The sequence below is a fragment of the Ruegeria arenilitoris genome (assembly GCF_013031355.1).
Lineage (GTDB): Bacteria > Pseudomonadota > Alphaproteobacteria > Rhodobacterales > Rhodobacteraceae > Ruegeria > Ruegeria arenilitoris_C.
Genome location: NZ_WPZO01000008.1, coordinates 22,199 through 47,745, shown reverse-complemented (window position 1 = coordinate 47,745; position 25,547 = coordinate 22,199). Strand labels below are relative to the sequence as shown.

The 25,547-nt window shown below is 53.4% G+C and carries 18 protein-coding genes, 1 tRNA gene and 1 pseudogene; 13 read left to right on the top strand and 7 right to left on the bottom strand.

The features are described from left to right. Positions 1-22: 22 nt before the first annotated feature. Genes GOX63_RS17225 through GOX63_RS17195 form a run of 7 tightly spaced genes read left to right on the top strand, consistent with a single transcriptional unit; the run spans position 23 to position 8,441 of the window. Positions 23-2,146, top strand: coding sequence for a NosR/NirI family protein (locus GOX63_RS17225; protein ID WP_174826829.1), 2,124 nt, complete (start codon positions 23-25; stop codon positions 2,144-2,146). A gap of 15 nt (positions 2,147-2,161) precedes the next feature. Beyond that, positions 2,162-4,069: a TAT-dependent nitrous-oxide reductase gene (gene nosZ, locus GOX63_RS17220; protein ID WP_170327977.1), complete on the top strand. Its 1,908-nt coding sequence runs from the start codon at positions 2,162-2,164 to the stop codon at positions 4,067-4,069. Positions 4,070-4,072: 3 nt separating this feature from the next. Beyond that, on the top strand, positions 4,073-5,329 hold the full coding sequence (locus tag GOX63_RS17215; RefSeq protein ID WP_170327978.1) for a nitrous oxide reductase family maturation protein NosD: 1,257 nt from the start codon (positions 4,073-4,075) through the stop codon (positions 5,327-5,329). Next, on the top strand, positions 5,319-6,212 hold the full coding sequence (locus GOX63_RS17210) for an ABC transporter ATP-binding protein (RefSeq protein ID WP_170546551.1): 894 nt from the start codon (positions 5,319-5,321) through the stop codon (positions 6,210-6,212). The genes GOX63_RS17215 and GOX63_RS17210 overlap by 11 nt, the downstream gene beginning before the upstream one ends. Beyond that, positions 6,209-7,030: an ABC transporter permease gene (locus GOX63_RS17205; RefSeq protein ID WP_170327980.1), complete on the top strand. Its 822-nt coding sequence runs from the start codon at positions 6,209-6,211 to the stop codon at positions 7,028-7,030. Before GOX63_RS17210 ends, GOX63_RS17205 begins: the two co-directional genes overlap by 4 nt. Beyond that, complete coding sequence (locus tag GOX63_RS17200) at positions 7,027-7,542, top strand: nitrous oxide reductase accessory protein NosL (protein ID WP_170546547.1); 516 nt, start codon at positions 7,027-7,029, stop codon at positions 7,540-7,542. Before GOX63_RS17205 ends, GOX63_RS17200 begins: the two co-directional genes overlap by 4 nt. Beyond that, entirely contained in the window at positions 7,539-8,441 is a 903-nt protein-coding gene (locus GOX63_RS17195; protein WP_170546544.1) for an FAD:protein FMN transferase, read from the top strand. Before GOX63_RS17200 ends, GOX63_RS17195 begins: the two co-directional genes overlap by 4 nt. 95 nt (positions 8,442-8,536) lie before the next feature. On the opposite strand, the gene GOX63_RS17190 is transcribed toward GOX63_RS17195, so the two are convergent. Together GOX63_RS17190 and GOX63_RS17185 are read right to left on the bottom strand one after the other, a co-directional pair. Beyond that, complete coding sequence (locus tag GOX63_RS17190) at positions 8,537-11,698, bottom strand: polysaccharide pyruvyl transferase family protein (protein ID WP_170327983.1); 3,162 nt, start codon at positions 11,696-11,698, stop codon at positions 8,537-8,539. Between the two features lie 192 nt (positions 11,699-11,890). After that, positions 11,891-12,513, bottom strand: a pseudogene (locus GOX63_RS17185) (IS5/IS1182 family transposase). Positions 12,514-12,701: 188 nt separating this feature from the next. Here GOX63_RS17185 and GOX63_RS17180 point away from each other — a divergent pair. From GOX63_RS17180 to GOX63_RS17170, 3 genes are all read left to right on the top strand, one after another. Next, positions 12,702-13,988 carry a tyrosine-type recombinase/integrase gene (locus tag GOX63_RS17180; protein WP_170546541.1) on the top strand — a complete coding sequence of 429 codons (1,287 nt, stop codon included), beginning with the start codon at positions 12,702-12,704 and terminating at the stop codon, positions 13,986-13,988. A gap of 103 nt (positions 13,989-14,091) precedes the next feature. Next, a complete protein-coding gene (locus GOX63_RS17175) occupies positions 14,092-14,670 on the top strand; it encodes a hypothetical protein (protein WP_170546538.1) in 579 nt (192 codons plus the stop codon). 233 nt (positions 14,671-14,903) lie between these two features. Then, positions 14,904-16,739 carry a P-loop NTPase fold protein gene (locus tag GOX63_RS17170; RefSeq protein WP_170546535.1) on the top strand — a complete coding sequence of 612 codons (1,836 nt, stop codon included), beginning with the start codon at positions 14,904-14,906 and terminating at the stop codon, positions 16,737-16,739. 194 nt (positions 16,740-16,933) lie between these two features. Here GOX63_RS17170 and GOX63_RS17165 read toward each other — a convergent pair whose 3' ends face one another. The 3 genes from GOX63_RS17165 to GOX63_RS17155 all read right to left on the bottom strand — a co-directional run bounded on the left by GOX63_RS17165 (position 16,934) and on the right by GOX63_RS17155 (position 20,956). After that, positions 16,934-19,405 carry an NACHT domain-containing protein gene (locus tag GOX63_RS17165; protein ID WP_170546533.1) on the bottom strand — a complete coding sequence of 824 codons (2,472 nt, stop codon included), beginning with the start codon at positions 19,403-19,405 and terminating at the stop codon, positions 16,934-16,936. A 149-nt stretch (positions 19,406-19,554) separates the two neighbouring features. After that, positions 19,555-20,208, bottom strand: coding sequence for a recombinase family protein (locus GOX63_RS17160; RefSeq protein ID WP_170546530.1), 654 nt, complete (start codon positions 20,206-20,208; stop codon positions 19,555-19,557). A gap of 253 nt (positions 20,209-20,461) precedes the next feature. Beyond that, positions 20,462-20,956, bottom strand: coding sequence for a hypothetical protein (locus GOX63_RS17155; RefSeq protein ID WP_170546527.1), 495 nt, complete (start codon positions 20,954-20,956; stop codon positions 20,462-20,464). 766 nt (positions 20,957-21,722) lie between these two features. On the opposite strand from GOX63_RS17155, the gene GOX63_RS17150 reads away from it, so the two are divergent. From GOX63_RS17150 to GOX63_RS17140, 3 genes are all read left to right on the top strand, one after another. Further along, positions 21,723-22,259, top strand: a complete 537-nt coding sequence (locus GOX63_RS17150; RefSeq protein ID WP_170546526.1) for a hypothetical protein — start codon at positions 21,723-21,725, stop codon at positions 22,257-22,259. Positions 22,260-22,565: 306 nt separating this feature from the next. Then, positions 22,566-23,531, top strand: coding sequence for a hypothetical protein (locus GOX63_RS17145; RefSeq protein WP_170546524.1), 966 nt, complete (start codon positions 22,566-22,568; stop codon positions 23,529-23,531). A 77-nt stretch (positions 23,532-23,608) separates the two neighbouring features. Next, entirely contained in the window at positions 23,609-24,367 is a 759-nt protein-coding gene (locus GOX63_RS17140; protein ID WP_170546522.1) for a hypothetical protein, read from the top strand. Between the two features lie 277 nt (positions 24,368-24,644). Here GOX63_RS17140 and GOX63_RS17135 read toward each other — a convergent pair. Together GOX63_RS17135 and GOX63_RS24140 are read right to left on the bottom strand one after the other, a co-directional pair. Then, positions 24,645-24,734 (bottom strand) — tRNA-Ser (locus GOX63_RS17135). A 432-nt stretch (positions 24,735-25,166) separates the two neighbouring features. After that, positions 25,167-25,481 carry a P27 family phage terminase small subunit gene (locus tag GOX63_RS24140; RefSeq protein ID WP_170327984.1) on the bottom strand — a complete coding sequence of 105 codons (315 nt, stop codon included), beginning with the start codon at positions 25,479-25,481 and terminating at the stop codon, positions 25,167-25,169. Positions 25,482-25,547: the final 66 nt, after the last annotated feature.

The following is a 25,547-nucleotide window of genomic DNA, read 5'->3' as shown; positions in this document are numbered from 1 at the left end:
GGCCCTTACCCTGTCCTGCCTGATGGCGATCAGCGCCCATGCCGATAGCCTCGCCAGCTTCCTGCCTGACATTGAGCCCGCCGATCTGGCCCCAGGTGCCGATGCCTTTGGTCCGGTGCGGGATGACGTCCCCGTCGCCCCTGTTTTGAAGGGCGGGGAAACCATCGCCTGGGCCTTCCTGACATCCGATTTCGTGGGCACCACCGGCTATTCCGGCAAACCCATCCACGTGGTCGCCGCCATCGACGACGATGCGGTGCTGACCGGGGTGAAGCTGGTTAAACACTCGGAACCCATCGTTCTGATCGGCATCCCCAATTCCCGCATGGTCGAACTGACCGAAGGCTACACCGGCCTCGACCTCAAGCACGAGGCCGCAACGGGTGGTGAAGGGCATGATCTCGACATCATCTCGGGCGCGACGGTCACGATCATGGTGATCGACGACAGCCTCGTGCGCGGCGGCATCAAGGTCTCCCGCGCGCTGGGTCTGGGCGGGTTGTCCCCGCTGCAGGCAGACGGGCCGAAACGCGAAGTCGATATGACGAAGAATGCAGTCTACGACTGGACCACCCTCTCGGGTGACGGCTCGGTGCGGCGGCTGACGCTGGATGTGGGCCAGGTCAACGCCGCGTTTGAGGCCACCGGCGATCAGCGCGCCATCAAACGCCCCGAAAAGGGTGAGCCGGACGACACCTTTATCGACATGCACGTGGCGCTGGTCTCGGTGCCGTCGATCGGGAAATCCCTGCTGGGTGAGGCCGAATACAAGAACCTGACCAATTGGCTGGACGAAGGCGAACAAGCCATTCTGGTGCTGGGGCGCGGGGCCTACAGCTTCAAGGGCTCGGGCTATGTGCGCGGTGGCATTTTTGACCGGATTCAGCTGATCCAGGGCGACAGCTCGGTGCGCTTCTTCGACAAGCAACAGCGCCGTCTGGGTCGGGTCGCAGCATATGATGCGCCCAGCTTTACCGAGCTTGATATCTTCAAGATCCCCGCCGATGCCGGGTTTGACCCGACTGAACCGTTCCGCCTGCAACTGCTGGTGCAACGGGCCGTAGGTGCGGTCGAGAAAACCTTCCTGACCTTCGATTTGAGCTACAAGCTGCCGGATCAGTACCTATTGCCGGTCACCGCCCCCGCAGTCGTCGATGACGCCACCGGAGAGGCCGCCGCAAAGGCCGCGCTGTGGCAGCGCATCTGGAAAGACCGCACCGTCGAGATTGCCGTTCTGGGCGTCATGCTGCTGGTGCTGACCGCCACGTTCTTCTTCCAGTTCCACGCGACGATGAATGCGCGGGTCTTTTACTGGTTCCGCATTGGATACCTGACGATGACCCTGTTCTTCATCGGCTGGTATGCCAACGCGCAGCTGAGCGTGGTGAACCTGATGGCGCTGGCGGGCAGCCTGCGCTCCGGATTTAGCTGGGACGCCTTCCTGCTGGACCCGCTGGTCTTTATCCAATGGTTCGCCGTAGCCGCCGCCCTGCTGTTCTGGGGACGCGGAGCCTATTGCGGCTGGCTGTGCCCGTTTGGCGCGCTGCAGGAACTGACCAACAAGATCGCGCGGGCACTGAAGGTGCCGCAATGGACCCTGCCCTGGGGTCTGAACGAACGGCTTTGGCCTGCAAAATACATGATCTTCCTCGTGCTCTTCGGCATCAGCTTCGTGTCGATCCCGCTGGCCGAGAAGTATGCCGAGATCGAGCCGTTCAAGACCGCGATCATCCTGAAATTCATGCGCGACTGGCCGTTTGTGGTCTTTGCGTTGCTCCTGCTGGGGATCGGGCTGTTTATTGAACGGTTCTACTGCCGCTATCTCTGCCCGCTGGGCGGAGCGCTGGCGATCCCCGCCCGTATCCGCATGTTCGACTGGCTGCGCCGCTACAAAGAGTGCGGCGCCCCCTGTCAGACCTGCGCCAACGAATGCCCCGTTCAGGCAATCCACCCCACCGGTGAGATCAACCCGAACGAGTGCGTCACCTGCCTGCATTGTCAGGTGCTCTACCAGTCCGAGGACAAATGTCCCGTCGTTATCCGCCAGCTTAAACGGCGGGCCAAGACAGGGTCGGTCAATCCTAAGACCCCCCTCGGGCAACCACCGGCGAACCATCCGAACGCCAAACCGCAATCTGTTTCCTAAAAAGGAGGAACGATCATGTCGGACAATGAAAACAAACTGAACATCACCCGCCGCGGGATGCTGGGGGCTACCGCCACCGGTGCCGTGCTGGCCGGGACCGGTCTGGGCTCGACCCTGATGAGCGCCCGCGAAGCCAGCGCCGCCGCCAAATACAACCTCGAACCCGGCGAGCTGGATGAATATTACGGCTTCTGGTCCTCGGGTCAGACCGGCGAGCTGCGCATCCTGGGCTTCCCGTCCATGCGCGAACTGATGCGGGTGCCGGTGTTCAACCGCTGCTCGGCCACCGGCTGGGGTCAGACCAATGAATCGCTGAAGATCATGACCGATGGCCTGCTGCCGGAAACCAAGGAATTCCTGGCCAAGCGCGGCCTGAAAACCTATGACAACGGCGACCTGCACCACCCGCACATGTCGTTCACCGATGGCACCTATGACGGCCGTTACCTGTTCATGAACGACAAGGCCAACACCCGCGTCGCTCGTGTGCGCTGCGATGTGATGAAATGCGACAAGATCACTGAGATCCCGAACGCCAAGGCGATCCACGGTCTGCGTCCGCAGAAATTCCCGCGCACCGGTTATGTCTTTGCCAATGGTGAAGATGAAACACCGCTGGTCAATGACGGCACAGTGCTGGACGATCCGTCGCAATACGTAAACATCTTCACCGCGCTGGACGGTGACACGATGGAAGTGGCATGGCAGGTGATCGTGTCGGGCAACCTCGACAACACCGACTGCGACTATCAGGGCAAATACGCCTACTCGACCTCGTACAACTCGGAAATGGGTATGAACCTGGCCGAGATGACCGAGAACGAGCTGGACCACGTTGTTGTCTTCAACCTGGCCGAGATCGAAAAAGGCATCGAAGCCGGCGACTATCAGGAGCTGAAAGGCGTCAAGGTTCTGGACGGCCGTAAGGGTCAGAACAAGAAATACACCCGCTACATCCCGATCCCGAACTCGCCGCACGGCATCAACACCGCGCCGGACGGCAAGCACGTCTGCATCAACGGTAAGCTGTCGCCGACTGTCTCGATCATGGATGTGACCAAGCTGGACGCCCTGTTCGAAAGCGACGCCGATCCGCGGTCCTGCATCGTGGGTGAGCCGCAGCTGGGTCTTGGCCCGCTTCACACCGCCTATGACGGCCAGGGCAACGCGTTCACCACGCTGTTCCTGGACAGCCAGGTTGTGAAGTGGAACATCGACAAAGCGATCAAGGCCTATAACGGTGAAGACGTCGATCCGATCATCTCGAAGGTCGACGTGCATTATCAGCCGGGCCACAACTCGACCTCGATGGGTGAAACCAAAGACGCCGACGGCAAGTGGCTGATTTCGATGAACAAGTTCTCGAAAGACCGCTTCCTGAACGTCGGCCCGCTGAAGCCCGAGAACGAGCAGCTGATCGACATCTCGTCCGACGAGATGAAGGTGGTCCACGATGGCCCGACCTTTGCCGAGCCGCATGACTCGATCATCGTTCGCTCTGACATCGTCAACCCGGTCAACGTCTGGGACCGCAACGACGTCACATGGGAAGACGCCCGCAAACAGGCCGAGGCCGACGGCATCGATCTGGAAGAAGGCGCCGAAGAGCCCATCCGTGACGGCAACAAGGTGCGCGTCTACATGACCTCGCAGGCACCGACCTTCAGCCTTGAGAAGTTCACGGTCAAACAGGGCGACGAGGTGACGGTCTACATCACCAACCTCGACGACGTGGATGACGTGACACACGGCTTCTGCCTGGGCAACTACGGCATCGCGATGGAGATTGGGCCGATGGCCACCGCCTCGGTCACCTTCACCGCCGACCGTCCGGGCGTACACTGGTTCTATTGCCAGTGGTTCTGCCACGCGCTGCATATGGAAATGCGCGGCCGGATGCTGGTCGAGCCGCAGGGCGCATAACCCATGCGTTGGCCCCTGCTCATACCGCTCCTGCTTGGCTCGCCCCTTTGGGCGGCGGACTGGGACGTTCCCAACCGGGCGGGGGCCATCACTGAAATACTGGCGCAGGCGGCGGATGGAGACACCCTCCGCCTGAGCCCCGGTGTTTACACCGAAACCCTGGTTCTGGACCGGCCCGTCACCATCGACGGGCAGGGCCAGGCCACCATCGACGGACAAGGCAACGGCAGCGTCATTACCGTGACCGGACCGGGCGTGACTGTGCGCGGACTGACGGTGATCGGCTCCGGCTCAAGCCATGACGGGATCGACAGTGGCATCCAGCTGACCAAAACGGCCAAAGCGCCCGTGGTCGAGGATAACGTGTTGCTGGGCAATCTATATGGCGTCGACATTCACGGGGCCAAGGACAGCATCGTGCGCGGCAACCGGATCGAAGGCCGTTTGGACCAGCGGATGAATGACCGTGGCAATGGTGTTTATGTCTGGAATGCGCCGGGTGCGGTGGTTGACGGCAATGACATCCGGTACGGGCGCGACGGGATATTTGTGAACTCGTCGAAGAAGAATACCTTCACCAACAACCTGTTCCGCGACCTGCGCTTTGCCGTGCACTACATGTATGCCGACGACTCAGTCGTCAGCGACAACGTCTCGATCGGCAATGATCTAGGCTATGCGGTCATGTTCACGACCAATGTGACCGTGGCCAACAACGTCTCGATCGGTGACCGTGAACATGGCGTGATGCTGAATTATGCCAACAAGAGCACCATCACAGGCAACGTGGTGAAAGGTGCCAAGGAAAAATGCACCTTCCTCTATAACTCAAATAAGAACGAGTTCACCGACAACTGGTTCCAGGGATGCGGCATCGGCATCCACTTTACTGCTGGTTCCGAGCGCAACCGGATCGTCGGCAATGCCTTTGTCGGCAACCGGACGCAGGTGAAATACGTCTCGACCAAATGGGTCGAGTGGTCCGAAGACGGGCGCGGCAACTACTGGTCCGATTTTGCTGCCTATGATGTGGACGGCAACGGCATCGCCGACGCCCCCTATCGCCCCAACGACTCGATGGACCATGTGCTGTGGACCCAACCCGCAGCCAAATTGTTGCTCGGCTCGCCTGCCGTGCAACTGGTGCGCTGGTCGCAATCGGCCTTCCCGGCACTGCTGCCGGGGGGCGTGATGGACAGCAATCCCTTGATGCAAGCCCCTGAACCCCAAGCAATGAAAAAGGTGCCTCATGACGGATAAGGCCCTGTCAATCGACCATGTTTTCAAGGACCGAGGGAAAACCCGCGTTCTTGACGATATCAACCTGTCTCTTGCCCCCGGTCAGCGCGTGGCGCTGCTGGGCCATAACGGCGCGGGCAAGTCGACCCTGATCAAATCCATTCTCGGCCTGACGCCCATCCACAGCGGCGCCATCCGGATCGGCGATACCACCCCCGGCACGGCGCAAGCCCGACGGGATACCGCCTATCTTCCCGAGGCGGTGTCATTCCATCCGGCCCTGACCGGGCGCGAGCAACTGACCCTGTTCGCAAAGCTATCCGGAGCCAAAGCCGATGTGCCCGGCCTGCTGGACCGTGTTGGCCTCAGCGACGCATTGGACCGGCGGATCGGAACCTATTCCAAGGGGATGCGGCAACGTCTGGGTCTGGCGCAAGTGTTGCTGGGCCAGCCGAAAGTGGCGTTGTTGGACGAGCCGACCTCGGGGCTGGACCCGATTTCCCGGCAAGATCTCTATGCTATCATCGACGAGCTGGCCGCACAGGGCACCGCCGTCCTGATCGCCTCGCACGCCCTGACCGAGGTCGAGGCCCGCACCGACCGCATTGCCATCATGCGCAAGGGCCGGATGGTCGCCGATGATACGCTGAGCAATCTGTCGGCGCTGGCCGGTCTGCCGATCCGCCTTCGCGTACGCGCCAGTGTCAACGCGGATGCCGTGGCCGCCGAGTTGGGTGGCAACCGGATCAACGGGGCGTCCGTGGAGCTGCTCTGTACCCCTGATGACAAGATGGAGGCCCTGCGCCGGATCGCCGGATTGGGCGATGCCGTTGCAGATGTGGAGATGACCCCACCCAAGCTGGAAGACCTCTATCGCCACTACGCACAGGAGGAGATGCAATGACCCGCTTCCTCGCCATTACCCGCACCGAGATGCTGATCCTGCGCCGCAACCGCTGGCTGCTGGTGGCCACGCTGATCATGGTGCTGTTCGCCTTGGCGCTGACCTTCGCAGGCAGTGCACCGACTGGCACGCTGGGCGTCGATATGCTGACCGTCTCGGTGGCCTCGATGACCACCCTGTCGGTCTACCTTGCGCCCTTGCTGGCGCTGATGATTGCCTTCGACGCCATTGCCGGCGACGTGGACCGGGGCAGCCTGTCGCTGCTACTGTCCTATCCCGCCGGGCGCGGAGAAATCCTGTTGGGCAAATTCACCGCGCATCTGGCCGCTTTGGCTTTTGCCATGACCGTTGGTTTCGGCACCGCAGGCGCAGTCGCCGCGTTCTTCGGTGGCGCAGGGCCGGAAAGCCTGATGGCGCTGGTCCGCCTCATCCTCACATCCATCCTGCTGGGCGCCGTTTTTCTGGCGCTGGGTTACCTGCTGTCCGCCCTGGCAAAGGGGGCTACGGCGGCGGCAGGTCTGTCGGCCGGGCTCTGGCTGGTTTTTGTCGTCCTTTATGATCTGGGCTTGTTGGGAGCCGTCGTCATGGACAAGGACGGCACCTTCACCCAATCCGTCTTTCCATGGGTGATGGTAGCCAACCCGGCCGACGCATTCCGTTTGTGGAACATCGCCGCAACCGAAGGTGTCGCCATGGCATCCGGCATGACCGGCGCCGCGCAGGCCCTGCCCAACTGGGCCGCACCCGCTTCCCTGCTGATCTGGCCAGTGCTGGGTTTTGCCCTTGCCCGCCTCGCGTTCCGGAGGGTCGAGCCATGAAACGTCTCGCCCTAATCGCTCTGGTCGCTCTGACCGCCTGCAAGGAAGAAGTTGCCGAAGCTCCCGACCCGATTGATCTGACCCCGGATGCGCTCAGCTATTTCTGTCAGATGAACATTGCCGAACATGGCGGGCCAAAGGGGCAGATTCATCTGGAAGGGTATCCCGCGCCGCTGTTCTTTGCACAGGTACGCGACATGGTGGCCTATCTGAAAAGCCCCGAACGCGACGCCGAGATCACCGCCGTGTACGTCAGTGACATGGGGATCGCCCCGAACTGGCGGCAACCCGGCATATCAAACTGGATCGCGGCGGATGGTGCTACCTTCGTTGTCGGCTCTAACGTTGCCGGCGGCATGGGCGCGCCCGAGGTTGTCCCCTTTGCCGATCCCGCCGCGGCTGATGTCTTTATCACCCAATATGGCGGCGCGCAGATGCCGCTGTCCGACATTCCCGCTGCCGAGGTTCTTGGCCCTGTCGATCTGGACCTGAAACTGGAGACCCCCTCATGATCCCCCTCTCCCGCCGCCGGTTCCTGACCATATCTGCTGCCTGTGCGGCCTTTCCAGCCGGTGCAAAACCTGCCCCGGCAGCCCATTGGCGCGGGGTCGCGCTGGGGGCCGAGGCCAGCTTGCGGCTGGAGGGGCTGACCGACGCCCAAGCCGCGCCGATCATCGCCGCGGTTGAGGCCGAGATGGACCGGCTGGAGAACATCTTCAGCCTGTACCGGCCACAATCCGAACTCAGCCGCCTGAACAACGCCGGGCACCTGTCCGGCCCCGCACCCGAACTGTTGAACGTTCTCAGCCTGTGCACGGCGCTGCACGACGCGACAAATGGCGCTTTCGACCCCACAGTTCAGCCCCTTTGGTCCGCGCTTGCGAGCGGTGCGAGCCGCGACAAGATCGACGCGGCCCGACGCTCTGTCGGATGGGCACGCGTGACCGTTAAGGCGGACGTGATCCGTCTGCCCCAACCCGGCGTTTCCGCACTGACCCTAAACGGCATCGCGCAAGGCGCAGTTACCGACCGTATCAGTACACTGTTGAAGGGGCATGGCCTGCAGAACGTGTTGGTGAACATGGGGGAAATCGCGGCCCTGGGCCAACGAGCAGACGGGCTGAGCTGGCAGGTCGGACTGGCCGGACCCGGAGGTCAGGTCCAAAAATCCATCGAACTACGAGACCGAGCGGTGGCAACGTCGGACGCGCGCAGCTTTATGCTGACAAGTGATCAGGGACACATCCTGAACCCTACAGGCGGTTCGCACCCAGCGCATATCGTCTCGGTTTCAGGCCCCAGTGCGGCCATTGCCGACGGGTTGTCCACAGCTTTGTGCGCCTTGCCGAAGGCAGGAGTTGAAACAGTACTCAAATCCTTCCCTGACGCGCGGCTGGAGATGCATATCTGATCACAAGGATCAGCCCTGCCCGCAGACCGCTGTAAAAGCGTGCCCCATAAGGGCGAAATGGTGTTCCGGGCAACGGCGGCGGCTTTACAATGCCGCTAGACCTCACTGCGTACAGGTTCCGACAGTTCCTGCAGCTCGGCCCAGAATTCAGGAGCAATCTCAGATATATACTGGAAACGGATTGTATTCTGACGCTGAACTGCCCGCAACCAGCGCGCCAAAACGCGTGCGACCCGCAATTCGCTCTGTGATCGCACGTCAGGCTGACGTCGGGTGAGTATCTTCAGCACGGCGCTGCGTATCATCGGATCTGATTTTCGCGCAGTCGTGGCCGCTTGCAATAGGCTCAGACTGGCCGCCATTCGCCTTCGGAACGCCACGGGGTCTTTTGAACTCTGCCAATACTGATGGCTTTTGGCCCTTGTGCGTTCGCGCAGGACATGCACGAACATCTCGGTCACCGAACTTTCTTCATTGAGGCGTGCCCTTAGGGGGGGCAGAGGAAGTTCAGAGGAAGTTTCCTGCATTTTGCGCCGAAACCGCACAGCGCGCTGTTTATGATTGATGCCGCCCCGTTGAGAATTCACAAGCCTTCGCGGCGGCTCGGGGCGCATTGAAAGCTTTCCCTCGGATATTCCCCGCTGAATAAGGTGCTCTGCCAAAGGGCTGCGCGTGATGACGATGCTATTTCCAAGACCATCCTGCACGTAATCCGGAAGCCAGGCGTCACCCAGTGAGATATCGGCCAATTCTGTCAGTACATCTGTGCAAAAATCGCAGGCTCTGGATTTGAACAAGCCAGTTCCCCACATGTCGCCCAGAGTCTTCATGCGCACAGAATGAGTTTTGCTCTCGGAGTCTTCCGCTGAGAAGGAGTAATCGAGAGCGGTGCTGCTTTCATTCTTCAATCGGTATTCGGCTTTACGGTACGGCCCCTGCACCCCTGCCGCGCTGGCGAGGTAATCGGAATAAAATCGGCTTTTCAGCCCACCGCACACGATCCCCAGCAAGAATGGTATCTTCTCTTTGAGCTCTGGATTGTAGTGCTGCTTCAAGCGTATCGCTTTGATGAAACAAGCCACACCGGATACCGCAATACGCCCTGGTTTCTGCTCGATTTTGGCGAACAAATCCTCCATCGAAACCGGGAAATAGCGTGTCTTGGCGGCCTTCTTCACATCCTCCGGTGTATCGAAGAACCTGTAGGCATATCCTCCATCTTCCGATCCAGAGACTGCAAAGACATGTTCCACGTGATTTTCTGCAAGAAGCCTTTCGAAGATATATGACGCCACCCCCCCGGACGAGGACGTCTTTCGATGCTCGTTACTGTACCCGATGTAGTTTCCAATGAACCGGCCCATCTGAGGGCGCCGCTTTCCTGCATCTTTGAGAAAGATATCGGCCAGCTTGTCCTCATCCTCAACTTCGCTGTCAGGCGCAGGGTTGAAAGGGCAGACACGGACGGCCGATGACAACAGCCCATTGTCGGTACCTTCCGGCATTCGAAATCCATCGGCGGTCCACCGCATATGCAAAGCCCCCTGACTTTCAGATGGGCATACACCGCACCCGGTGCAAAACGTCCTGAGCGGGTTTTCTTTTCTAGGATCACAGAACGCGGCTTCCGAGGAACGCAGGTCACGCTGGTCAACCCGTTCTACTAATTGACCCCTCGCCTTTAAGGCAACATCCGGCGTCACGTGGTCATGAAGCGCTTTGTGTAAAAACTCTAGTGACTTACCTCGCAACTCGCTGAGTTTCTTGTTGATCGCCTTCCAATCTATAGGGCGCAACGCTGTACGCGCGTCATAGTCTTCTGCCGAGAAAACCAAACGGTGTTCGAGGCCAAACTGCCTGAGCACCGAGGTAAACCTCGCCGAGCCGCGATCCATGTTCCCATAGGCGACAAATTCCTTGTTGAACAGGATCGAGAAAACGACGCCGTGAAAGGAATCCGTCACTACGAACTTGGCGTTGTAAAATGCGGCAAGCCAATTCTCGATCGAGGTGAAATTTCTTCCGTCTTGAGCACCGCTGAAAGGGGTTCCGGCCACCGTGAAAGCACTTAAAGACAATGCCTTACACACCTCATCCACGACCCTCTCCTTCGACGGGTTAGGATCGAGAATGTAGGTTGTGACCTGGCCTGATTCTGCCTCAACCGGCAGACCTTCAAACAGCTCCGTATAGTTTTTTGGAGACAGAAGCAGCGTCGGATCAAGCGTGTGCTCTGCTGTCACACCGAAATAGGTTTTACATGCATCAACGGCGGTGTCTTCACGCACAGAAACGGCATCAAACTCTTTTAACAGTTTCGAAGCCATTCGAAGTTGTGGGCCGTTGTAGTCTGGCTTGTCCGACCCAAAGGACGCGGCGTAAGCGATTTTCTTCGGCCTATCCCGACCGTCAGCCAGAAAACTGAGGAAGAAGTTTGGCAAGAAGTTCTTGGCGTATTTTGCCCTCCAAACCTGATCGCTGCCAGAGATAACGGCATCCAGCTTATAGCTGCCAATCTCTTGCTTCAGTTCGTCGTCATCGGAAAACTGCTGCGAAATCGGAGACAGATGCTTTTCGATGAACCTTTGAGTAGCCTTCGCGTTCCTGTATCTGAACGCTTTCAGAAAATCTGCTGTGCCGGTGACACCCGACTCCGATGCAGTCACAGGCAAAGTCCTGATCGGTAGGGCCGCACCCCGCCGCAGGTTTATCAGCATCGGGCGATGCCCCATCTGTCGTAACGCGGTAAACAGGGCAAAGGCCTGAAGAACACCGCCATAGTTTGAATGCAGTGGCAGCGTAACTACACCGACATTCTTTCCGAAATGCGGCGCTCCCGCTTTGGCGTTTTCGGTGGCACCCGTATTTGCTCGGTCAGTATTGGGTGGCTGACTGTGCTGGACTACCGCCTCGGCATATTTTTCATCCAATGAACTGATCAGCGTCTGAACGTGAGCGATCACTCTGTCCAGCGCGGCATCAAGCCCGAGGTTCGACCCAAAACGTTCTTTCTCTTTTTTGTTCGCGTTTATTTTAATAGGCGACCTTCGGATTGTTCTTTGTACAACATCCAACGCTAAATAGCCTTGTGGAGAGGGCGTCACATCGACAGAAAAGTGTATATCGCGCCACTTAAAATCGATGACAAAGCACGTTCCCCTGTAAACCCAGGTTCCAAGAAACCTCGCTTCCAAATCAGGCGGGAGCGAAATGCCATCGAAAGCCGCAGCCACCGCTTCAAGGTTTTTTTGTAGCATTTTCGCCCTGCTTCAACGTCGATCGAGTTGGTCAGCGCGCATCAATACAATGTGCCTCGCGCATTCCACCGCACTTTCTCAAGTGTTAGTACACCGTGCGATCGTGATCCATCGAAACCTAAGTTCAGAGCTCATAAGCCCGTAAATGACGAGAGCTTTGACAGTAGTTGCCGACAGGAAGGCTTTTGGGCATCAATCGTAGCGGGATGCCACACGCCGCCAGTCCTTCAGTCTCCCGAACATAATTTCGATCCGATTGCGCCTCTTTTATCACGCTTGCCGCATTGGACATTCGTCTTTCGTTACTTTCGGTCGGGGATGCAGGCACGCATCCCTTTATCTTACAACGTTTCTCTGAACCATTCGACGCCCTACCCGCGATCATACAGAGGCTCAAAAGACGCTCGCGTCTGTCACAGATGGCGTGCAGTTTTGTGTGCATCCCGCGCTTGGTTCTGCCAATCGGAAGTCCACCCCCCCCATTTTCACGCCCAAACAGAACGCCGTATGTTGGGTTTTGAGATAGGTTGCACCGATCATGACGGTCTGCTCTTCGCCATGATCCGCGGCCAAACCAATCAGCATCTCGGCGAAAAACCCTTGCCGCTCCACCGCATTCAACGATTGTAGAGCATCTTATGCGGATCGCATTCCTTGGGCGCATGTAACCCGTTGCGATTGGGAATCATAACCCCACTCAAGACAAGGCGATCACCGACCCGAGGTTTCTCATGAGACGTTGATAAGAAGGGTTTAAGAGGGGCGATCTGCTCATCGCTTAGCCAGATAAGATAAAACCTGTTAACCGCTCGTATTGGGCACGGAGAAGCATACGGACAGCCTAAACTCGACGGGTCCTGAGCCTATTACCCCAATTAATGGGGAATTTGCGGTGTGATGTATGGCGGAGACGAAGGGATACTACGTCAAACGTCATTTACCCTTGAAAACCCTGAAAAACAAGAGATAAAAACACAAACGTGTGGGGGAATCGTGTGGGGAAATGCCGAAGTACATCGAAAAAAGAAGACGCCGCTGGTACGCTGTTCTGGATGTCCCGAAAGACCTTCGAGACACTTTCAGAACAAAGCGTCTAGTTCAGTCTCTGGGAACAGAAAGCAAGACTGAAGCAGAGCGTCTGGTATTGCCCGTTGTCGCCCGATGGAAAGCTGAATTTGAAGCTGAACGGACTGGAAGTGCAGTGCCTTTGGAGGAACTAGCCAAACACTACCGGGAAGACATAAGGAAAGCCCGCGAAGAAGAGCAGTCAAGAAGTGGTTTTTCGGATCGTGAGGTAACGACGAACTCCGAAATTTACGAAGAACTACTGGAAGACAAGGTAAGGAAAATCAGCGAAAGCGACCCTGTTCAAGCTGAACGTGTTTACCTGATAGCCAAAGACGAAACGGTTGACCTGTTGGAGCATTTAGAAACGTGGCTGGCTGACTTGGACAACGCGCCAAAGACTATCGACATGAAGCGTCACGATGTTCTGGCGTTCGCTGAGTCCTATCGTTTTTCACATGAAGTAAGGAAGCAAGTAGTTCAGCGTTGGGCGCATGAGTATCAAGCCTCAAACTCATTGGCACACGGCACGATGAGCCGGATGGTTTCGGCATGTAAGGGCTACTGGACATACTTGCAGTTGGCTGGGCTGCTTGATCGGGAAGACAACCCGTTTGAGAATGTTTTGAGCAAACAAAAATCTAAGTCCAAAAGCAAAACCAATCGGAACAAAGGCCGGGAACCGTTCACTCCTGCGCAGGTAGTTGAACTACTTGGTCGAGCAAAAATGAATGGCGACCAGCAACTGTATGATGCGATAGATATTGCCCGCTGGACAGGTTGTAGAATTGAGGAAATCTGTTCGTTGAAGGTTTCTCAGGTCCACCGAGACCACATAGAAATAGTCGATGCAAAATCCGACGCTGGTGACAGAAAAATCCCAATCCACAATAGGCTCCAACCGCTTTTGGATCAATTGTGTTCAGCTAGCGAAGATGGGTACGTGATCAGCAACCTGTCTACGAACAAATATGGCGACAGATCAAACGCCCTCGGAAAGAGATTTGGCCGAATGAAGGCTGCCATGGGTCACGGCAAAAGCCATGTCTTTCATAGTATCCGCAAGACCGTTGCAACACTTCTGGAAAACGCCAGCGTGAACGAAAATGTATCTGCTGACATCATGGGCCACGAGAAGCAGACCATGACATATGGTGTTTACTCTGGTGGTTCCAGTTTGGAACTAAAAAATGAAGCAATTCAAAAACTTGATTACCCCGATTAAACGCTGCTTCTCCAGCCACAAACCAAACAACTCCACTGTTCCGCTTGCTTACCTTTAAGGGTACTGCATCCATGCCCAGACAACTTAAAGAAGAGGCCACTACGTGCTAGCTGAAATTCCTTTGACCAACGAAGAAAAACTCCTGATTGAAAGAAAATGCCTTGAGGAAGTATCCCGCGCAGAAGACCTAGATGACGATCTTCGCTTGCCTGACTCAATGCTAGAGGAAATCGTCGGCACAAAAACCCTTAAATGGACATTCCTAGCGTTCGGCTTGATTTCAGGCGTCGTATCATTAGCCGCCCTACGGTGGCTGGATAGCGCCTTAGGGTATACAACGTTCTTGTATGACCTTGGCATTCCATCGGTAGTATCAACAAATCTTCCTGAATTGCTGTCATTGTGTGTAGCGGCAAACGTAATCTGGACAGCGATGTACTCTTGGGCCGTCGAAGGACGGTACCATTGGGCAACTACGACGTTGAATGCACAAAAAAGAGCATCGGTTTTGCATAGCGTGGTTGAGTGCTTAACAGACGTTCTGGGTGATGCTGTTCCCGACTTGAGCGACTATGCCCATGTCCATGAAGACTCAGAACCTAACCGACGAATGGAACGCCTCATGGGGCAGTCGGAGGATGAATATCACAAGGCGCAACCAAGAAGTCGTTTGAACACCTAGGTGTACTTTGTGGAGCGGTTTACGCTAACGACTCTGAGCCTTTGGAAAACTGTGATTTGCGCTTAAATCGTCGGTATTAACAGAGCTTTATTGGGCTGCGTCTCATTTTAAAACAAAACACATTACATAAATAGAATGTATGGGTGTTGGTGATCCACAATCTGAGGAAGGCCAATTCCAACTATGGAGCGTTCAAGGTATTGAGTGGTAATTTCAACAAGTTGGACTAAAGTATGACTGACCTCAACGCATCGACTCGGGCCTATTTGCAGCAGTATTTATCCTCCCCAGAACCGGGGTTTGCTGTTTTATTGACCGCGCCATGGGGCGCAGGGAAAACTCATCTAGTGAGGTCACTTTTAACCGAGGATAACCCTGAAAAACCCTTGTATGTCAGCCTTTTTGGGATTGGAAATCGGGATGAGCTTGAGAAGGCTTTAGTTCGAGCATTCTTACCAAAATCGGACTCTGACGTTGCGAAGGCCGGAAAGCAACTGAGGGACTTCATATCTGGTATCAAGGCTTTCGGATTTTCTGTCGATCTAACCAAAATTGACCTAACTGAATTTGTGATCGCCAAGCTGCCAAATGCACTGATTTTTGACGATATCGAACGGGCCAAAATGCCCGTCAAAGAAGTACTCGGTGCCGTCAACGGGTTTGTTGAACACGAAGGCAAGCACGTTGTCCTGTTGGCAAACGAAGAAGGTCTTTGGGATAATGAGAGCATCAAAGAAAAAGAAAAGGTGGTTGGAAGAACTCTGACCGTTGTTGCCGATGTGGATTCGGCACTTGGGCCAATCTTTTCGGCATTCAGTGGACCATCAAAGTCATTCTTTGCTGAAGAAGCCGAGACTATAACGGATGTGTTTCGCAAAGCTGGGTACAACAACCTAAGAAGCTTGAAGCAGGTACTATGGGAATTCGAACGTCTTCTGCTGTGTTTGGATGAAACCATCCGAGAGAACCCTGAAGGAATGCAGGAACTCCTGACAGTCTTTGTTGCACTGGCACTTGAATTGAAGTCTGGAAATTTCACACGGGATGACATGCGCTTGCGTGGAGGAATGGACATAAACAATAAGCCAGAATACGCAAAACTCAGAGAAGCTCGAGCCAAGTATGGTTTGGAGCAAATCCAGCATGGCCGTTACCAAACTGTCCTCCCACATTTGCTTGCAGAAAAGGTTCTTTGCGACGGGGAGGTGGATCGCGGAACCATTAACACAGTTCTGGCTCAAACCCCTGCGTTTCATCAGCCCGCCGCTGAGAGTGAATGGGAGACTGTGTGGTGGGCCTTGGACCGTGAAGAAGACGCCGTGGCCGCTGCAATCCGTTCCATGGAGCACAACTTCTCAGAACGAGAATATCTAGAACCGGGCGTGATCCTTCATGTTTTCAGTTGCCGCTTGAGCTTGAGTGAAATGGGCTTCGCTGAAAAAGACCTACCCGAGATCGAGGCAGAGTGCGCAGCCTACATAGATGATTTGGTAACCAGTGATCGCTTACGTGAATATGATCCGGTCGCGGATTTTAACAATGAAAGTGGATATGGTTACTCTGATAGAAGTTTCCGCAACTTGGGCTTTCCAAGGGGTGGAAATGATCCAAGGAGCGAGTCGTTTAATCGGCTGTACGAGAAGCTACAATCAGCACAGTATGCCGCATTCGAGAAGAGTTTACCTGCTGTTGGTCAACAGATTCTGAAAGTTATGAAAACTGATGTTCAAGAATTCTACAATTGGATCGCCGTAACGAATACAAGGCAAAGTGTTTACGCCAGACTCCCTGTTCTTGCGGCCATCAACCCTTCCGATTTTGCTGCTTCGATATTAGATTTGCGACCGGACCACCGTAGAAAAGCATTCTACGCTGTTTCGAAAAGATATGAGTTCTCAGGGGCCGAACTTGAGTCTGAAAAGCCATGGCTGAAAGCTGTGCATGAAGAATTGCAACAGTGGCTAAACAACACCAACCATTTTCAGCGCTGGCAGGTTGGCTCAGAAGTGAACCAAACGTTTGGAAAGATATTTCAGCGTTGGGCTGAAGCTGAGGCTGAAGCGAGCTAGTTCCAGTGTGTTAATTCGACAGTCGTCACCGAAGGTATTTGTTCAGTGGCGACTGGCAGACTAACGCACTCTACCAGCCTCGCAAATGCGCTTTGAACCTGTCAATCCTGCCGACTGCCACCCCATGCCGTAGGAAGCGCACACGCATTCATGTGTCCGCTGTCGCCCCTGTGGGCACATGTACTAAATAAATACTACTTCCTGCCTCCCTTTTTTAAGGATGCGCTATTAGATCGACTCTTTCGATCACGCTTTGCCTTAAATTGCGATTTTCGCTTCACTTCGGTAATAGCTGAGAAGCTTTTTGAGTGTTTGCTGAATACCCTGAGATTCTCACGCAAGTCTTGCTCCAGCCTTCCGCAGATTCGGGTGGAAAGATAATCAACCTTAAATTCAACGAATTCAGTTGGCCCCATCCAAGGCAGCGATGCTTCGGACAAAATTCGCATGCATATCTCCGCCATTTCGAGACTGCTAAATCCGAAAACAAGCCCGTTCTCGGATTCCGTAGTAGATATTCCCCGTTGCGCAAGCCTTCTAAGGCCAACGTCACTGCTTTCGATGGTAAAATACCGATCCTTCCGTATTGCTTTCTTGAAGAGTGAGTTGAGTAAAGCTACTAAAAGCTCTTGCTTGAGATTTGTGTAACTGAATCCTACATCTTGGCAAAGGTGATCTATCGCGCCTTCGGGCTCACTCACGATATCGAGAAAATGCCACGCATAAGAAACGGCGTTTGCTCCCCACATTGCGTTCAAGACTGTAATAAAGTTCCAAGTGGAAACTCCTAGTGTCGGACTGTAGGGCTCTAGTATTTTTGACCACGGTGAATTTGGATCAATTAGAGATTTGAAATTTTTTATACTTCCAGACTGGTCGATCAGAAAATTGATATAATGGTGATGAATGGCACCCTTTGCTGGAGAAAAAGTGTTGCACCAGTCGGTAGTCTGGTTCTTTGAAGATGCCTCTGACAAAAATAGCTGCACCCCGTCTGTGTATGCTTGTGAATACACGGCGTGATCAGAAGGAGCAGGTGGGTTGGCTAGCATTCTGTCGGCGACCAAAAACTCTGCAAACGACCTATGCCCAAAATAGTAAACGTCAGATTGCTTCCGCTCAAGAATTGAGCCCGATAGTAGCTCACGCTGCAAACCGGTTTTGTCGTCGCTAGTCCGGTCCTCCCAGCGTGAGAAGTACTTGCCGGGCAGTTCGTCCAAGGAGAACGAGATACTCGTCCCTTTCTCTGTCCACAGCCAGAACGCTAAGTCCCTAAGAAATTTGATTCGTTCGTCATCGGAAATTTCCTGCCGAACTTCTTTCTCTAATTCACGGGTGTAGAGTGTCCGAATAAATTCCTTGTACAAAACCCAACGAGATTTGGACTCGCTGAAAACCGAGAGGTCAAATTTTGGGTCAGTAGCCAAGTCAGTCAAAATCTTTGAATGAACGGGCTTTCCGAACAGTTTGGGATCGGAATCTGCAATCTTATTCGCCACAGACGCTCTTTCACTTGCCATGTCTGAGGTGAATTTGTCGTCGGTTTCGAGCGCGAGGTAGCCCGTCACGAATCTCTTTCGCTGTTCAGCATTAAAATCGGAGAGTTCTAATTCGTGGAAACGAGGCCAATGAGGTAAGCTCACCCAATCATCGCCGAACCTGCGTTCACCCTTTAGGATATGGCGTTCTTCATCTTCGCTTAGAAAAGCACTAGGACGGCCAAGCAATAGTACTTTTGACTTGGGCTTGTGTAGCTTAAGGAGGGATTGAACCTGTGCCTTAAAACTCGTCCAAGTCATTGAGTGCTTCATTTCGTCGAAGCCATCCAAAATTATTAGAAAGTGACCTTTATCGTTCAGAATTTGAAAATCGTGGAAATTGAAATTTTGAATTGGAACTTCGCTTGTAAATAACCCGCCAAGAATACCGTCAATTGCAGAATACCTAGTTATGTTCCCAAGCTTGATGAAAATAGGGCGTCTAACCGATAGACTCTTTGTACTGGCTTCCGCCAATTCCGCAGCTAACTTAGTGGCTAAACTTGTTTTTCCCGATCCATACCCGCCCAATAGAGCCACTGGCGAATAGTCGGTATCGTCATTTACCCAGTCCTTGAGGGCATGGTAAGCACTTTTTTGGGTATCAAAAAGGCCCTTGGTAGTTCGTTCAAATTCACTGTCACTTTGAGCGTCACCTTTGATCCTAAAGTCGCTCTCAACGTAACATTTGTCCAAGCGGCTTTCTGCGAATTCGCGCTGTAGAAAGTCCATATAGGAGCTCAAATCGACAGAAGACACTTCGATTTCTAGTATAGTCTGATGTCGCAAATCAGATTGCTCGACATTTACGTAAGTATCTGCATCGGTAGACAAACCATTTCGCGTAACTATCAGGAGGCTAGCAGGTTTCTTGCGGTCCAGTATTCCACTGTAATCTGCGAAAATCTGAGCAACCTCGCTTCGCTTCAAGGCATGGCCGTAGTCCTTCGCCTCAACATACAAACGAACCGTTCGCCCGAAGTGGGAAACCTCAAAGTAAATGTCCGGTTTCTTGCCCATCTCCCGCCGTTCGGTTTTTGCAGGGCCGAACTTTGAAGACAGTAGCTTTGCGGCTTGGTCTCGAAGAGCGTCCCCCGGCTTTACCTTTAAATTTGGTTTCGTTGCCAACGCTTTGCTATTCCTTAATAAATGAGATTGTTAGTCGTCATTAACATTGCTCGAAACACGTCTGTACGCAACCGCGCGAAGTGTGAAACGTATTCTTTCCGCAAGTGCTAAAAACCTGTGTGGCAAAACAGCAAGGTTTCAGCGAGCGTTTACAACCTTTTTAGTGTTCTTTGGACCTGCGACGCTTGCCAACTACCACCCCTAGCGGTAGGCACCCCAGAGGCGTTCAGAGCGTCCGCTATGGCCCTTAAACTAAGCCCTTGGCTCCTTAGTGGCAAAATCACTTTGGCGACTCTATCGGCCCTCTCCTTGGCTCTACGCTGAACCTCTTTGTTTCTCTCATTGGTCTTGTCCCGAAGACCCCCAAGCCTCACACCCTTCGCCTTTGCTTCCGCCAGTGCAGCCTTTGTGCGAATTGAAATGAATTCCCGCTCCTGCTCTGCCAATGCTGCATAAATGTGTAGCTGAAACTTGTCAGCGCTGGGCATGGAAGCGACCCTTAGCTTTATCTTGGGATCATCCATTAGCGTGGCGATGAATGACACCTTCCGGCTTAGGCGATCCAATTTAGCCACCAACAATTCAGCACCAGTTGTCCGTGCCAGCCTCATGGCCTCCTGAAGTTCCGGCCTGTCATCGTTCTTTCCTGACAGAATGTCCGTGAAATCCCCGATGACCTCAAAAGGTTCTTCTGAGTAGGACTCAAGGAAAATCCCAATGTCCCTTTTCTGCGCATCCAGCCCCAAGCCAGAGCGCCCCTGTTCTTCTGTGCTTACACGCTTGTAGATGACGTACCGCTTCAAAGTTTCGTTCCTTCTGGGTGGCCTCAATTCCCCATGTATGCCCCCATGTTACTAACGTCAACGTTGGTTGTGACTGTTACAATCATTGCGAACTGACTGCGACAAAGACCCACTGCCCCATTGAGAATTTTTTTGACTGGCTGAAGAGGGGGCGGGGGTTTTGAGAACTGACTTCAAAAAACGGGGGGATTATTATTGTTGTTATTATTGTTTTTTTCGTCGGCCACTGTCTTGAGGCCGCCCTAATCAAAAGTCACCAACGCCGAAAGGGTTTTGGCTCCTGAAGGCGCAAAACTAATGACCTGATACCCATTGCAGCCGATGAAGAAGAGTCAATGAGTGCTTCTAGTTCATTTGGGTTCTTTTGACCGAGGTTACCAAAGCGTTCTTCGAGATTTTTCAACATAGATGCCGCACCATGCTCGACGTCCGATATTTCATCCATTGCAGGCGTGCGACGACTGAGGGGGTCTCCAAGCACGGGCATATGCCTGTCGTTATGCTGTTCCCATGATGTTCGGCATTGAGCGCAAGCGGTTTTCACTTCGAAGTAGCTATTCCTTACCTCCGCAAGCGCTTCTTTAGCCCGCAACCTCATAGCGGCTAGCTCTGCTTCTTGAGCCGCTTCTGCGTTTTTGCGAGACACTTTCTGTGCGTTCAATGAAATGAAGATAGCAACGACGGCAACGACAAGGGCGACGGCATCAAACCCGATACTAAGCGTTTCTCCGATGCCCAAGCCCTCCATTACACCCCCTTCATGTCGTAGCGACCTCTTCGCGATCTACTTTATGTGGGTATGTTTTGAGTAGACAGCAAGCCTTTGTTTTCCACTTACTGCACATTGCACCGCCAATTCCCGAACCCGTTTGACAGGAAATTCAACACTGTTGCCTTCGCAATTCCAGGTCTGGAACAACACAAACAAAATTCGAAGTTTGGAAATCCGACTTCAACAAACGGGAGGGGTATTCATAGTGATGCATTGTTATCGGCCCCTCTCTTGGCAATGCCCCTCAGAGACATGGATAACCCCTAAATATCGCTCATAAGGTGGAGCGTTATTAGACCTCATATAGAAGGGCAGCCCCGATTATATATACCTTAGTTAGCGCAGACCTTGGCAGTCTTTAGTTGGGTCTCCGGAAGCCACCAAGGACGTACCTGTGTCAGGGGTGAAAACCCGCTACACTAGATGCCCTTCTTGAAGGCCCGTCAGAGCCACTGAGAGCCTCGCTGAGAGTCGTTAAGGCTTCCCCTAGGGAGGCGACCAGAACCAAGAAAGTTGTCCTGCTGAGGACTCTCCTAAGTCGATCTAATGGGAGCGTTATTCGGCCTCATATAGAAGGCACAATCCAGCCCAGATCGCAATCAACCAAAGCAACCTCGGTGTTAAGTTATTCGGCCTGACTAAGAAGGCAGAAAACCCGCACTTTTCCGAGTGACCCCACAGAGAGGACGGGAACCTACGGGTTTTATTTTTTGGGGTCTAAAACGACTTAAAGGAACAGAAATTGAATTCTAGAGAAATAACCATCGATCAATCCATAACCAAGAAGGCTTTGACTTCTTCCACTGCTTTGACAGGCATTAGACACGCAAGGCTCAATGACAAACTGCAAGACTACTTGAATGTCGGTCTGTTCATGCACACCGCATGGCAATACTTCGAATCCCCAACGAAGTATGGCCAGTTCATAGCCCAAGAACTGCCCGAGACTAAACACTGGGACGCGCCTTTGCGGAGTAGCTGCTTGTGGCTCTACAGGGCGTTGAATGTCCCCGGCTCTGATGGCTATGGTGACCTCTTGGATGTGTTGGAGGTTGAAAGCCTTGCCGAACTTAAGACCGCTAATCCGTCCGTTATCAAAAGAAAATACAAGATAGCCAAGGGGGAATGGGACTATGCCCCCAAGCGAAAACAAGCGAGGAAAGCCCCCTCCAAACCAAAGCAATCTCCTGCGCCTCTAGTGCCTAGGCACATGTTGGAGACTTGGCAAATTTTAAAAGGCAAGTCGTATGAGGCAAACCTATGTCTGCCGATTATCTGAAGCGGCTTGAAGACGGCACCTACTCAATCTTCCTTTAGACCAGTAAAAGGCAGATTAGACTTGTTGTTCCACCCTATGTGCGCTCACTTCTGTCTTCCTCCGCATTGGGCATCAATGGGATGTAAGAGCCCCTAACGGACCTTCACCGTAGCAATGAGCTTTGCTCATGCAGAATATCGCGAACACGCAAACCGGACATTGGGAAAACCATTATGATCAACGGCATCAAGAAGTTAGGGGATTGACCCTACATTTCACTGTGCAACAAATGTCGGTATTAACATTGCCCCTATTTTCAGGCCTTCCATGACCAAACAAACGTTCTGTGATCAATCTGAGCGCTTCCACGCACGAATCCTCTCACAGACTGAGAAACACACCTTTCAGTGCCGAAAATATATGGAAATGGGGAAGTTCTTGGACCTCCTAACCCATCGAAGATTACCTCTTTCTCGCGTTGATACGTTCTCAGATAGAGCGGAAGCTCAGGTCGATCTTGAGCTAAAGAAAGAGTACATTCTTGATCGGGTGGATTGGTACACGCAACGACTTGTTCTGGCTACTGGTAACGCTCAAGCAGATAGAGCCATCGTACAATCGATTGAAGCTTTAAGGGGCTACATCAAAACGGCGACAAATGATGAGGGCATTAACGCTTCGCTTGAGATCGCACATGGCAATCTTAAACAGACAGGCTTCAAATCCGCTCTGCTGCGCCCATTTATTCCGGTTACAGCGAACGACTATCTACACGAATGGTATTGCTTCTCATGTTGCGGACCAAGTTCGGATTCTGACCGTGACATGAGCGCGGAAAGCTATTTGATGTGGAAGACGTATGTACCGTCCGGAAAAGGTGTTTCATTTACGTTCAATAGTTTGGAGTTGCTGAGGGCAATCGAAAATCCTGCCTATGATGCAAGTTTAGGGGATGCCAGACCGGAGCCACATGTTTACTTTGGAAAAGTTGACTACACCGGTCGAAAAGCGCGCAATATTGAAGATGCCGTGTATTCCAAGCGTGGCTATTACAAGGATGAAAATGAAGTACGCTACGCCAAACGATCACCAGGAGGAGGGTACGAGCCTGTAATCTACTGCGACCTCTCGCTGAAGTTGCCGCTATTGATACAAGAAATCACCATTTCTCCATTCATGAGCGGTTGGGAAGTAGACACATATATCGAAGTTATCGAAACCATCTGGCACAAGCACTTTGATGAAGTCGCTTCGATACCTCCGATTTTCTCATCACAAGTCGAACGCGCATAGCTTGAAAGAGCCCTTATCTGGGACGATCGAATTTAGGTCAAAAAAAGATGCAATTTTGCTTAGAAACCACCGTCACTATGGTTAAGAACCTAACCCAAATTGGATTCTGGATCGTTGCCGGAAGCGTAGCGTGGTTGTCTTACCGGCAAGCCCGAAGAACCATTTTCCAACCTGCTAAAAACGAAGTTTTCAAAGTGCAGATTGAGAAGCTGCAAGAACTCATGCAACTGCTAAACTGGAAATCTGACTTTGATGCTTGGCGTGCGTCAGGACTAAGTACTTCGGCTGATATCTCAATGAACAGTCTCTTTAAGACTTACGCCAAAGATCGGTTTTCTGCGGAAGTCAAACCCAAAGCTGAAGACAAAGCTTCATCCGTGGGAATGATAGTATCTCCGAATGCCACGGGTTTCGAAAAAATCGTGGGACCAGCTGATGATGCCGACGAATCCGAAAAACGGCCCCACCACGTTTACGACTGGGAGAATTACACTTGGGAAACCTTCGAGGTCAGTAGCAGGTACCAAGAGGTAGTGGAACTGCTTGACGAAGTTTCAAACAATCCAGTTCTCCCTCACGAAATCCTTTCAAAAGTGAACAACTTACAAAAGGAGCTTCATGACGCCGCGATCCGAGCGGCCCATGATTTAGAAAAAGTAGTACGGGAATTTCCTCGGCACTACCCCAACCGTGAATGCCTCGATGGAGCCGATCTTACTTGGGCTCACAATATGCGCGAGGAGAGGGGCCAAAACCTATACATCAAGCTTAACGAGCTCAAGCAAGCCATCCGAACTTACTTGCAAACGGATGAGCTATTCGGGTCACGAACTTGATGACGGGCGAAAAGCATCTTTCCAGTTTTCGCTTCAACTAAACCTGATCAGCGCCTTTGACTTTGCAGAACCACCATTCTGCGCAAAGCTGCCATCAGTGATGGTCGGCGCTGCAAACGCAGCGAATGGCCGCTAAGTGGCCACTGATTCACGTAACGCATATTCGTCCAGCCAAACTATGCGTGGGGTGAACGTGTGGGGGAAGCGTGTGGGGTTTGCCCTTGTCGCTTTTGCTTAAGTGTTTGTTTTATATTGATAATCTGATGGCCTTGGTAAATGGCGGAGACGAAGGGATTCGAACCCTCGAAACCATTCCTGGTTTACTCCCTTAGCAGGGGAGCGCCTTCGACCACTCGGCCACGTCTCCGCCGGTGGGTGTAGTCGATAAGAGCCAATAAACACAAGGCTCTTCGCGCAAAAAAATTGAAAAAATCTCCTTCACTAAATTTCGTGACTTTCATTGAAATTCTGTGAAACTTGGGGCACTTGCACCAAATTTTGGTGCAAAACTGGTGCAAGGGTCCCAGTCTGTTCTCATCAAAAATCAGGAGAAAAAGACTTCGCGGAGGGAAACTTCCAGATTCGAAAAAGGATTCGGAATTGTTGAGCGCGAAATCTGTCTGTAATTCAAACGCCTCCGACGGGTATATTGCCCGGCCACCACCTCACCAGCAGCCACCTCCTACACCCAACCCGTGACCGGATCCTCCTGTGGAGAGGCCCGCGTTGCGTTGCTCATGTGATGTAATCCTCGCCGGGGTGCGGAAAGTTGAACCCCATCTGACCACCACCCGAAAGGCTACGCTCGGTTTACCGGCGTCATGCCAAACTCACCGGCCAGCACCCGGATTTGGCGAAAGGTTTCATTGATCTGGCCCACCTCGGGTTTTGTTTTTTGTTGCTCACCGTCGCGGGTTTTCGCGGTGTAGATCTCACCATCCTCCAGCGCGATCAGAAGTTTCTCATGCCGTGCCACCACCCGCACAAGCTGGTGGAACCTGAAAATGAATCCCTCGTTCAGCCGATCCCGGCTCGGGTGGCACAAGGGCAAAGCGAGACAGCGATAGATCTCGCGGTGACCCGGATTGATATTCTCCGGCTCAAGCGCAAGCATCCGATCACGCCCGCGCTCATCAAGGTTGAACTGATTGACGCCCTCCCCCCGCGTGGGAACGACAGC